This window comes from Hydrocarboniphaga sp. FW305-C-57 (assembly GCF_058783045.1).
In genome coordinates, this window is sequence record NZ_JBYSYG010000002.1 from 365,007 (window position 1) to 377,294 (window position 12,288).

General features: G+C 63.0%; 8 protein-coding genes. 4 read left to right on the forward strand and 4 right to left on the reverse strand.

Annotation, left to right across the window (positions count from 1 at the left end):
- Positions 1 to 274: 274 nt before the first annotated feature.
- The 4 genes from AC3WUM_RS06000 (at position 275) to AC3WUM_RS06015 (ending at position 7,438) form a co-directional block, all read left to right on the forward strand.
- Positions 275 to 2,716, forward strand: a complete 2,442-nt coding sequence (locus AC3WUM_RS06000) for an efflux RND transporter permease subunit (protein WP_492409289.1) — start codon at positions 275 to 277, stop codon at positions 2,714 to 2,716.
- Between the two features lie 95 nt (positions 2,717 to 2,811).
- Positions 2,812 to 4,194: a DUF1329 domain-containing protein gene (locus tag AC3WUM_RS06005; RefSeq protein WP_492409290.1), complete on the forward strand. Its 1,383-nt coding sequence runs from the start codon at positions 2,812 to 2,814 to the stop codon at positions 4,192 to 4,194.
- 159 nt (positions 4,195 to 4,353) lie between these two features.
- Positions 4,354 to 5,331, forward strand: coding sequence for a WD40/YVTN/BNR-like repeat-containing protein (locus AC3WUM_RS06010; protein ID WP_492409291.1), 978 nt, complete (start codon positions 4,354 to 4,356; stop codon positions 5,329 to 5,331).
- A 58-nt stretch (positions 5,332 to 5,389) separates the two neighbouring features.
- Positions 5,390 to 7,438, forward strand: a complete 2,049-nt coding sequence (locus tag AC3WUM_RS06015; protein ID WP_492409292.1) for a DUF1302 family protein — start codon at positions 5,390 to 5,392, stop codon at positions 7,436 to 7,438.
- Positions 7,439 to 7,771: 333 nt separating this feature from the next.
- Here the strand turns inward: AC3WUM_RS06015 and AC3WUM_RS06020 are convergent, their stop codons facing one another.
- The 4 genes from AC3WUM_RS06020 to AC3WUM_RS06035 form a co-directional block, all read right to left on the reverse strand.
- Complete coding sequence (locus AC3WUM_RS06020; RefSeq protein ID WP_492409293.1) at positions 7,772 to 8,035, reverse strand: hypothetical protein; 264 nt, start codon at positions 8,033 to 8,035, stop codon at positions 7,772 to 7,774.
- A gap of 140 nt (positions 8,036 to 8,175) precedes the next feature.
- Positions 8,176 to 9,225 (reverse strand): NAD(P)-dependent alcohol dehydrogenase, encoded by a 1,050-nt coding sequence (locus tag AC3WUM_RS06025; RefSeq protein ID WP_492409557.1) that lies wholly within the window; start codon positions 9,223 to 9,225, stop codon positions 8,176 to 8,178.
- 32 nt (positions 9,226 to 9,257) lie between these two features.
- Positions 9,258 to 10,427 (reverse strand): serine hydrolase domain-containing protein, encoded by a 1,170-nt coding sequence (locus tag AC3WUM_RS06030; protein WP_492409294.1) that lies wholly within the window; start codon positions 10,425 to 10,427, stop codon positions 9,258 to 9,260.
- A 77-nt stretch (positions 10,428 to 10,504) separates the two neighbouring features.
- A complete protein-coding gene (locus tag AC3WUM_RS06035) occupies positions 10,505 to 12,130 on the reverse strand; it encodes a 3-(methylthio)propionyl-CoA ligase (protein WP_492409295.1) in 1,626 nt (541 codons plus the stop codon).
- Between the last annotated feature and the right edge of the window lie 158 nt (positions 12,131 to 12,288).

The window sequence follows — 12,288 nt, forward strand, 5'->3', positions numbered from 1 at the left end:
GACAGCGGGCACACATGCAAGCGGTTCGTAGGTCCCGCTAGCTCGACGGTTCGCAGCAACCCCTCGGTGAGAGCCTGCTGACGAACGCCTCGAACCTTCATCGCTGACGGCAAGACACAAGCCTCGACCGCTGCGGACGAACTGCTCCCGATCGCATCGGGAAAATCCAGCCGCTGAAGTCCAGGCCCGTCCTGTACTCCGTCGCTACTTAGCGCTGGTCTTATCTGTCTTTTCAGAAAAGGCGCCTGCTGAGCGTCTGCCACAAGGATCTCGAATGTACTCCCTGCGTCAAAGACTCGCGATGTGGATCATCGGTCACCAGAAGATCAGCTGGGCGGTGTTCATTGTGATCACTGCGTTCTTCGCGGTGGGATTGAGGAATGTCGAGCTCAAGACGATCTTCTCGGACCTGCTGCCGAAGGACGATCCGTTCGTGCAGGTGTTCAAGGATCACCCGAACTTCGGCAATCCGCTGACCGTGACCCTGATGGTCAAGCGCAAGGACGGGGACATCTTCAATGCCGAGACCCTGAACAAGGTCTGGCAGATGACGCGCGACATCGACCTGGCGCCGGGGGTCGACCACGACCAGATCCTGTCGATCGCGACCGAGAAGGCGCGCTACGCCGAAGCCACGCCGTACGGCATCGACATGCGGCCGCTGATGGGTGATTCGGTGCCCAAGACGCAGGACGAGATCGATGCGTTCCGCAACAACCTCGACAAATCGCCGAACGCGCGCACCTTCCTGGTCTCGCAGGACCAGAGCAGCACGCTGATCAACGCCACCTTCATCGAATCGCGGCTCGATTACGGCGAAGCGTTCCAGTACGTGCAGAACCTGGTCAACCAGAACCGCGACGCCGACCACGACATCTACCTGGCGGGCCAGCCGGCGCTGACGGGCTGGGTCTACGAATACGAAAGCCAGATGATCGGCATCTTCGCGGTGACGCTGACCCTGCTGGTCGTCGCATTGACCCTGTACATGCGCAACGTCGTCGGCGTGGTGACGCCGATCGTGACGAGCCTGGTGGCGGCGGTGTGGGGTTTCGGATTCGTCGGCTGGCTCAAATCGCCGATCGAACCGCTGCTGATGATCGTGCCGCTGCTGCTGATCGCGCGCAGCTTTTCCCACTGCGTGCAGTTCACCGAGCGCTATTACGAAATCTACGCGCACGTGCGCGACAAGCAGAAGGCGGCCGAGATCACCATGGGCGTGATGATGGCGCCGTCGGTGCTCGGCATCTTCACGGACATCGTCGGCATCTTCCTGATCGCGCTGGCGCCGATTCCGGCGATGGAGCGCTTCGCGCTGTTCTGCGGCTTCTGGGCGATCTGGCTGATCCCGACCGGCGTGGTGCTGATCTCGCTGCTGCTGGCCGCGCTGCCGGCGCCGAAGAACGTCGAGAAGCTGGTGGGTGCCGAAGCGGCACAGACGCCGTTCAACCGCGGCTTCAAGAAGCTGCTCGAATCGATCGCCAGCGTCACCTACGGCAAGCGCGGCAAGGTCACGGCCGTGATCGTCGCGGTCTGCGGGGCGGCGGCGATCATCACGGGCCTGCAGATCAAGATCGGCAACCCGGTGGAGGGCAGCAACCTGCTCTGGGACGATTCGGAATTCAACGAAGCGGTGCGCCAGATCAACGGCAATTTCCCGGGCGTGAACACGCTCGAGATCGTGCTCGAAGCCAAGGACCAGCGAAACCCCGATCGCGTCGGCCGCCAGGCCGAGACGATCATGACGATGCTGCAGCTGCAGAACATCATGGAAAACGGCGGCGAGCCGCCGCGCGCGACGCTGTCGTTCGCGGATTACCTGATGGAAGGCAACCGCCTGTTCTCGGGCGGCAACCCGAAATGGCTGCCGCTCGACCCGACCAACGAAATGGTCGGAGCGGCCTCGATCGCGGTGATGCTCGGCTCGAGCCCGAAGGCGTTCTCGCACGTCATCAACTTCGACATCCAGAACGGCACGGTGTCGCTCTGGTACAAGGACAACAAGCAGGAGACGGTCGACTCGGCGCTCGCCGCCGCCAAGAGCGCGGTCGAGCAGGTCGGCGTCGACCACGACGCCTTCCGGGTCCGCCTGGGCACCGGCACGATCGCCTTGCAGCAGGCGATGAACGACGTGGTCGAGCGCTACCACTGGGTCATCATCGGCCTGCTGAACCTGGTGATCCTGCTGGGCTGCAGCTACGCCTACAAATCGGTGGTCGCGGGCCTGATCCTGCTGGTGCCGGTGAACCTGTCGAACTTCGTGCTGCTGTCCTCGATGCACCTGATGGGCATCGGTCTCGATATCAACTCGCTGATGGTGGCGTCGATCGGCGTCGGTGTCGGCATCGACTACGGCATCTACCTGCTGTCGAGAATTTGCGAGGAATACCACGCGCAGGACGGCGACATCGGCCAAGCGAACACCGCGTCGCTGTGCACGACGGGCAAGGCGATCATGTTCACGGCGAGCATCATGCTGCTCGGGATCATGCCGTGGTACTTCCTGTCGGACCTCAAATTCCTCGCCGACATGGGCCTGCTGCTGGTGCTGATCATGCTGATCAACATGGTGCTGGCACTGGTGGTGCTGCCGCTGCTGGTCTGGCTGATCAACCCGCGCTTCCTGCAGCGCGAAGACCTGCTGGTCGGCGAAGGCGTCGATCTGTCGCAGTACACCGCGGCGCGCGAAGAAGGTCTTACAGGCGCAGCCGTTTGAGACGAAGCGGCGTTCCGCTTTGGCGAGACGGCATCGCCAATAGCAAGACGAAACAACACATCACATCACGTGACGATTGAGTGAGGAGACAAGCAATGCATATCCGCAAGTTCGATTTCGATTACAGCCGCAGAATGTTCATGGGAAAAACCCTGGCCGGTGCGGCAACCGCGGGCGTACTCGCACCGCTGTGGCCGCAGATCGCGAATTCGGCCGACGTCTCCAAAGCGTATCCGGACGAACTCCTTTCGATCGAGATGTACACCAAGGGCAAGATCAAGCCGGGTGATGTGATCACGGCCGACAACGTCGATGTGGTGAAAGACCTGCTCGATCCGGTCGCCTACAAGCAAGTGAAGACGATGGGCCGCCGCATCAACATCGTCGAGTCCACCAAGGACGTGACCAGGCTGTATCCGGCCGCTTATCTCGAGTCCACGCTCAAGAACAAGGGCAAGGCGAAGTTTGGGGCGGATGGCAACGTTTATGACGAGGCAGGCAAGCCCTGGGTCGGTGGCAGCCCATTCCCCGATGCCAAGGATGCCAATGAGGCCACGGCCAACCTCACCTTGAGCTGGGGCCGTCACGACTATTCGCAATATGCGATCCGCGATTGGGACATCGATCCCTCTGGCGAAATCTCCTATCAGTACGATTTTGTCTGGTGCGAACTCAACTGCACTTCTCGTTCCGACGGCAAGGTCTGGAACAACCGCAGCGATCTGCTGCGCCTGCAGTCGGTATTCTTCACCGCACCGAACGATACCAAGGGCAGCTCCTTCCTCAATACCTGGTACTACGATCAAAGGAAATTCCCCGATCTGATCGGTTACCTGCCGGCGTTCAAGCGCGTGCGGCAGTTCCCGACCAACCAGCGTTTCGAACCGCTGGTGCCGGGCATCACGCTGTTCCTGTCGGACGCCTGGTCGGCAGGCGACCCGATGCAGACCTGGGGCAACTACAAGATCATCGGTCGCGGCCCGATGCTCGGGGCGATCGGCAACAAGAATTTCACCGGAGGAAGCAACGCCAACTACGAACGTTCCGTTCACGGCGGCCCGAAGGGCAAGACCTTCCACGAAACCTATATGGAACTGATCCCCGAGTGCGTCATCGTCGAAGCCGAGCCGACCGGCTTCCCGCGTGCGCCGGTGGGCAAGAAGCGCACCTGGATCGACGTGCGCAACGGCATGTTCGTCGCGTACGTGACCTACGATCGCCGTGGTGAAATCTGGAAGTCGTTCGAGCCTCAATTCGCGCAATACAGCAACGACAAGCTGACGATCAAGGATGCCAGCGGCAAGCCGGAATGGTCGTGGGTCGGCGTGATCTCGCACGACATTCAGGCGAATCGCCTGTCGCGCTTCGTGCAGGCCAAGGAAGTCACCGGCGGCTACAAGTCGACGTACAGCGAAGCCGGCGTCGACGTCTACAACAAGTACCTGACGCCGCAGGCCATCGGCCGACTCGGCGCGTAAGCATTGACGTGGCTTGTGCCTTCTCCCTGCGGGAGAAGGTGCCCGTAGGGCGGATGAGGGACTCGCCGGCATAGCGAAGCTTGCTATCGCGGCGAGTCCCTCACCCGGCCCTCTCCCGGCGGGAGAGGGAGACGAAATGCAGTGCAGGAGAGAGAACTCGTGAGCGTCATCGAACGCGGCCTGCGTGCCGCCTGCATCACGCTGGGCATCGCCGGACTGTTGTCCGCAGCGGCTTTTGCGAATCCATCGGCACCCCAAACGAACAACCCCGTCGTGCTGCAGGGCACGGCGCATCAAGCGCTGTTCAGCGTCGCCTTCGATGGCGATCGCGGCGTCGCGGTCGGCGCGATGGGCGAACTGCTCGAATCCACCGACGGCGGCAAGAGCTGGAAAGCGACGGCCAAGGGCATCACGCCGCTGTCGCTGCTCGGCGTCGGCCAGCACGGCGCGCATCGCCTCGCGGTGGGCCAGCAGGGCCTGATCCTGCGCAGCGAAGGCGGCGCGGCCTGGAGCAAGGTCGACAGCGGCAGCCAGCAGCGGCTGCTCGCGGTCAGCGTCAACGAAGCGGGCCTAGCGGCCAGCGTCGGCTCGTTCGGCGCGATCCTGATTTCGGACAACGGCGGCCAGAGCTGGCAGCCGATCGTGGTCGACTGGACGCGCTATCTCGAAGATCCGGTCGACCCGCATCTCTACGACGTCGCGGTCAGCGACGGCGGCGTCATCACCATCGCGGGCGAATACGGTCTGATCCTGCGCTCGGCGGATCGCGGCCAGACCTGGGTCGCGGTGCATCGCGGCGAAGCCTCGATCTTCGACATCGCGATGCGGCCCGATGGCACCGGCTACGCGGTCGGACAGAACGGCCTGGTGATGACCTCGTCGGATGGCGGCAACACCTGGCGCGACCTGCCGACGGGTTCCGAAGCGGTGCTGCTCGGCGTGTGGTCGGCACCGGACGGCCACGTGATCGTCGCGGGCATGCGCGAGACGCTCGAAAGCCGCGATGGCGGCAACACCTGGAAGCGGCGCACCGACGGTGATTTCGCCACCGCCTGGTATTCGGCGCTCGCCGCGCCGGCGAGCGGCGGGCTCGTGCTGGTCGGGCACACCGGACGCATCGTGAGGATCGACAGCTGAGTCGGAAGCCAGATCAGTTTCGAGCAGTTCATAAAAAAGACGATTGGAGGGAGTCGAAATGATTGGGAAAGAGCTCAAAAGAAGCGTGTACAGAAGCTTGAGTGGCCTGGGGATCGCAGCTCTTCTGGGAGTGGCGGCACCGGCTTATTCGCAGGCCGTCGAAGAGATGCCGACCGCAGCCGATAGCGCGAGCGTCGAGGGTGGTTTCGATGCAGGCAACGATTCGCCGTCGCCCGAGATCGAAGGCGGCGGCTGGTTCAGCGGCGTGGGCTTCTCGTTCAGCGGCTTCTCGCGCATCGAAACGGCGATCCGCATGACCGGTGAAGAAAACCCGTACAACCAGCGCGGCAACCTGTTCAACGGCGTGCCGACGGAACGCTGCGGCGGCGTGCCGCCGAGCGAGCTCTGCCTGACGCCCGACGTGGCGACGCGCACCGGCCAGAAGGCCGACAATACCTTCAACCTGCAGCAGTTCCGCACGCACCTGGACTTCCAGGCCACGCTGAGCGAGAACTGGTCCGCGCGCATGCTCGTGCGCGGCATCTACGAACTCGGCGAGTACGACAATTTCAACCCGGACAAGGTCGGCAGCAACGCCGACGGCTACCTGTACGGCAAGCCGAACTACTTCGAGTACGACAACTACCGCAAGGGGGGATGCCAGAACCGGCTCGAAGTCTGCGGCCGCCACTACATGGTCGACCTGCCGAACTTCACGCTCGACTACCAGAACGGCCCGCTGCTGATCCGCGCCGGCAACCAGCAGATCGCCTGGGGCCAGGCGCTGTTCTTCCGCGTGCTCGACGTGCCCAATGGCCTCGATCTGCGCCGCCACCTGTTCCTCGACTACACGCCCGAGGAATACGCCGACGAACGCGTGTCGTCGCCGGCCATCCGCGCCTCGTACCAGATCAACAACGAGTGGGAAGCGGACAGCTACGTGCAGATGTTCCAGCCGACGATCTACTCGAACCCGAACACGCCGTACAACGTGATCGCCTCGCAGTTCACGATCCACGACCGCTACAACCAGGTCGACGACAAGCTCAACTACGGCCTGCGCCTGCGCGGCAGCGTCGCCAACGTGGGCCTGCAGTTCGTCTACGCCAATCGCCTGAACCCCGACGGCGTGTTCCGCTGGACCGAATCGGGCGTCAACCGCGGCCTGCCCGGTGCACTGCCGAACGTCATTCCGGGCCTGACCGACACGGTTGCCGATCTGCTGGGCCTGGTGCTCGACCCGATCGGCGGCGGCATTCCGGCCACCGGCGCGATCCTCGCGCGCACGCCGTTCGAAGTCGATCCGACCGGCGTGGTGTCGGCGACCGAATGGTTCACCTATGCCGGCATGGCGCGGCTGTCGGCCGTCGAAGGCCTGAACGCCTCGATCAACGATTTCCCGGCGACGGCCTTGCTGCTGGCCAACCCGGTCGACTCCAACGAAGCGGCGATGCGCGAACTCGACCTGTTCTTCCAGCTCTCGGGCGGCCTGCGCGGCCACATCGAGCGGCAGTACAAGCGCGAGAACAACATCGGCTTCGGCACCAGCTACGTGATCGAAGCCGATCCGGGCACGCTGCTCGATCAGCTGATCATCAACTTCGAAGCGATGTACACGCCGGACCGCACGTTCACGGCGCCGTCGCTGGGCGCCGGCTACGACGAGCGCGAGGAGTGGGTGACGGCCTTGGTGATGGAGAAGTACCACCGCTTCTCGCAGAGCTTCCCGGCGACCTACCTGGTGTTCCAGTGGGAGCACCGGACCGAGAGCGACCTGTACGGCCGCCTGCTCGACGGCATGAACGGCGATTCGCGCAACACGGCGGGTGGCATCAACGGCAAGTGGAACGGCTGGGATGGCCTGGTGTTCGCGTTCCAGCAGCCGTTCCCGAACCTGGTGTACCGCGTCGACGCGGCGGTGCTGTACGACACGCGCGGCGGCCTGCTGGCGCAGCTGGGCCTGCGCTGGAAGCCGAGCGGCCCGCTGTCGGCCGAGGTGTACTACACGTATCTGAACGGCGGCCTGGGCGGTAACGACAACGACAACATCATCTCGACAATCGACTACGCCGACGAACTCGGCATCCGGCTGGGCTATCAGTTCTGATGAGACTGGATGTTCGCTTGTAACTCTATCCCGTAGTAGTAGTCTTTCGCCGGCACGGCTCCTCCAGCTTGCCGGCTTTTTTTTCGCTTTTTTCCGGCGAGCCATGCGATGCACTCGATACGCTTCGATCGCGCGGCCGCAGATGCCGGAGACGGCATGGAATCGCCCAGGCATTCACGCGATGCCGTTCTCGGAAGCCCGTCTGTCGCGGCAGCCGGCGATGTTCGTGCATCGCGTCATGGCAAACCGAAACTGCCGAAAACACAGCCAGCCGTGCCCATGCAAATAGCACCAGGCAATCCGTTACCGGTGCCACCAGCTGCGTCACCGATTTCAAAAGAGCAGCAGGCTGTCGAAGCCGAAACGAGCGAGAACGCACTGCTCGGTCGTCTGCCCGCGAACGGGCTTGCCCCACCGCGCACGGCGGCGAGTTTCAGCTGTCGCCTGCGCATCGATTACCGGCCTGGCGGCAGGATCGGCGAGGTCACGGTGCAGCAGGGGTGTGGAAGAGTCAGGACTCGGCGATTCGATCGAGCGAGCGGTGTGGAAGTCGCAACTGCTGCCACTCGCGCCCGATGCGCCGGCGAGCGGCAGCATCGAACTCGATTTCCGTCCGTGAGTGCGTGCGCTTTCGTGCTTCAGCCGATGCGCATCAGGTACTGCTGATCGAGTGGAAACTCATCCGCCCGCGTCGTTTGCAGACGCAGGCGGATGTATTGAAGCCGAGGCGACGCTGCTTAGAACGTGATGAGCGGCTTGATGATGTTGTCCTGCTTTTGACGCATCATCTCGAAGGCCTGCTCGACCTGGTCGAACGAGAAGCGATGAGTCGTCATCAAGGTCGGATCGAAGCGCTTGGATTGAATCAGGCGGAACAGGCGATCCATTCGCTCACGTCCTCCCTGGCACAGCGCCGTGCGGATCGTCTTGTCGCCCATTCCGAGGCCGAATTCGGCGAGCGGAATTTCGAGCGTCGAATATCCGTCGCCGTGGTAGCCGATGTTCGACACCACGCCTCCCGGCCTGATGACCTTGATGCAGTTGCTGAACGTCTCCTGGCTACCCAGAGCCTCGATCGCGGCATCGGCTCCATCGCCCGTCAGCTCCATCACTCTGGCGACCACGTCTTCCGTCCGCGGATTGATGACGACATCCGCGCCATAGGTTCTCGCGAGCGCAGCACGATCCGGCTTCGATTCGACGGCGATGATCAGACCGGCGCCGCGAAGCTTGGCGCCGATGGTGGCGGAAAGGCCGACCGGGCCCTGCGCGAAGATCACCACCGAGCCGCCGATTGGAATGTCGGCATACTCGGCTCCGACGAATCCGGTCGAGAGCATGTCGGTCGCGTAGAGCGCCTGTTCGTCCGTCATCGCGGCCGGAATCGCGGCGAGGTTGTAGTCCGCGTCGTTGACGTGGAAATACTCCGCCAGGTTGCCGTCCTTCTGCGCGGTGAACTTGTACGCGCCGAGCATTCCCCCGCATTGCGCGGCGAAGCCGCGCTGGCACGGATTGCAGTGACCGCAGGGTGTCGCCGCGTTGACCGCCACGCGATCTCCGACACGGAAGCGCGTGACGCCTTCACCGATCGCATGAACGACACCGACGCTTTCATGCCCCAGAACCCGCCCTTCCGGTAGCGGCAGGGTGCCGGCGACGGTGTGGACGTCCGAGGTGCAGATCAGGGATGCGGTGGTACGGATGACCGCGTCATTCAGACCGGCGACGGGGATCGCTTTCTCGATGACACCCACCTTCCCCACTCCGAGAAACGCAAATGCTTTCATAAGTCTCCTCGTTCGTTTTTTTCTGGAAGCGCTCAGCGCAGGCTTCTGTAGAGCTCGGCTTCGAGCTGCATGAACAGCGGAAGCGCCACAGGATCGGCGAACGGCAGGATCTGCGTCATCAAAGCGCCGCCGACACCATTCGCCTGATCGATCCAGTAGTAGCAGTTGGTGATGCCTGCCCACATCTGGCTCCCAGCGGGCCGGCCGGTATCGAGTGGCTTGGTGTTGATGAGCCAGGCCAGTCCCCATTTGTGCGGATTGTCGGCGGGCAGCGGCAGATCATTGGTGAGGCTCGGATCGGCACTGAAGATGCCGGGCACATTGATCTCGCCGATCTGGTTGCGCTGCATCTGCAGAATCGTGGCGGCTTGCAGCACGCGACCTCGTTCCGCGGCGCCGCCGTTGAGCACCATGCGAACGAACTTCATGTAGTCGACGAGCGTGCCGTAAAGACCGGCGCCGCCCATGTCGAAGTCGGGCCTGGCGGCCAACTCGATGTCGGTCGGAACGAGTGAGCCATCGGCTTGCCGAGCGTGAATCTTGGCCAGACGATCGCGCATATCGGGCCGCAGATGGAAAGTCGTGTCGCTCATGCCGAGCGGGCCCAGAACGTGTTCGCTCAAGTAGTCCGAGAGCGTCTGCCCGCTCAAGCGCTCGACGACGCGCCCGACCCAGTCGATGCCGATGCCGTATTCCCAGCGATCACCGGGGTCGAACAGCAAAGGAATCTGCAAGGCGGCCGGATCACCGCTCAGCACGGTCGGCAAACCGCGCTCCGCTTCGAATCGCTGGATGTCCGCGCTCAGAAAGTCGTAGCCGAAACCGGAGGTATGCGTGAGCAGATGACGCAGCGTGAGCTGCCTTCTGGGTGCACGCAGAATCGCCTTGCCGTCACTGCCGAAGCCGGCCAGGACCTGCACCGATGCCAGAGCCGGAAGCTTCTGCGAGATCGGATCATCGAGTCCGATCAGGCCGCGCTCCACGAGTTGCATCGCCGCGGTGGCGGTGATGGCCTTGGTCATCGAAGCGAGCAGTCCCACCGTATCGATCGACATCTCGCCGCGGTGACCGAGCGCGCGGACGCCGAACGCCGCTTGGTAGATCACGCTGTCGCGGTCGGTCGCCACTGCGACGACACCCGGAATGAGTTTCCGGTCGACCGCCTCGGACAACATGGAATCGAGTGCCTGCTTCAGGCTCATGTCTGCTCTCCTCCGCTGGTTTCTTGAATGCCGCTTGTTCGAGATCGCGGCTTTATCGGACGTCTGAATCGAGCGATCTATCGGGAATCGGGCAAGCGGTAATCGCTGAGCTTCTGACGCAACAGAAGCTTGCTGAGCTTGCCGGTAGCCGTGTGCGGAAGCTCGTCGACGAAGACCACATCATCGGGAACGCTCCACTTGGCGATCTTGCCCGCGTAGTGGGACAGGATGTCCTCACGCGTCGTCTCGGCCCCGGGCTTCCTGACTGCGACGATCAGCGGACGCTCGTCCCATTTCGGATGCCGCACGCCGATGGCGGCGGCTTCGGCGATGGCAGGATGGGACATCGCGATGTTCTCGAGCTCGATCGAACTGATCCACTCTCCGCCCGACTTGATGATGTCCTTGGAGCGATCGGTGATGAGCAGGTACCCGTCGGCGTCGATGTTCGCGACATCGCCGGTGGGAAACCATCCATCGCGCAACGGTGAGTGATCGCTCTCGTAGTATCGATCGAGCACCCAATGGCCACGCACGAGCAAATCGCCCGCCGCCTGGCCATCGGTGGGCAGGGACTCTCCGGCGTCGTTGACGATCTTCAGTTCGATGCCGAACGGAGGACGTCCTTGCTTGGTGAGCAGATCGTGCCGCTGCGTGTCCGGCAACTCCTGATGCTTGAGCTTCAGCGTGTTGACGGTGCCCACTGGAGAAAGCTCCGTCATTCCCCACAGATGCAGGATGCTGACTCCGTATTCGTCGTCGAAGGCTTGCATCAGCGAGGGCGGGCATGCGGAGCCGCCGACCAGCACGCGCTTCAGCGTGGACGGCTTGCTTTGGGTTTTCTGGAGATGCTGCCGGAAGCCCAGCCACACGGTCGGCACGCCGGCACTGAGCGTGACGCCTTCATCGTCGCAGAGCCTGTGCAGGCTCGCGCCGTCGAGGTTCGGCCCGGGCAGGACCAACTTGGCGCCGACCATCAGAGCGGAGTACGGCAGACCCCAGGCATTGACATGGAACATCGGCACCGCGGGAAGCACGACATCCCGCGCCGAGAGGTTCATGACGTCGGGCTGGATGCAGGCCAGCGCGTGCAGCACCGTGGAGCGATGCGAATACAACACGCCCTTGGGGTTGCCCGTGGTCCCGGAGGTGTAGCACAAGCCGGAGGCCGTGGTCTCGGACAGATCCGGCCAGTCGTAGTGCTGAGGCTCGGCGGAAATCAGGTCTTCATAGCAGAGAAACTTGCCGCTCGAATCCGCGGGCATGTGCGCCTTGTCCGTCATCACGATCCAGTGCCTGACCGACGGGCATTGCGGCGCAACCGCTTCGACCAGCGACAGGAAGCTCAGATCGAAGAAGACGACCGTGTCCGTGGCGTGGTTGATGATCCACGCGATCTGCTCCGAGAACAGGCGCGGATTGAGCGTGTGAACCACTGCGCCGATACCGGACACGGCGTAATAGAGCTCGAGGTGGCGAAAGCCATTCCACGCCAGCGTTCCGACCCGATCGCCGGGGCCTATGTCGAGACGCGCGAGTACGTTGGCCAGAGCCTGCGTCCGCCGGCTCGCTTCGGCATAGGTATAGCGATGGACCTCGCCCTCGACGGTCTGCGACACGATTTCGGTGTCGCCGTGATAGCGCGCTGCGTGCGTCATGACCGACGACACCAGCAAGGGCATCTGCATCATCTGTGCATTCATCGTGATTCTCAGATTGGATCGAAGCGGAAGAGCAGTTCGGCAGGCCTTTTCCGCCATGCCGAGCCGAGCTCCCCGCTACTTCGGGCATCAGCCAGATCAAGAGGCAGACCATCTCGCTACAAGCTGGTCGTGACAGTCGAGCGAGAGCGCGCGCATTC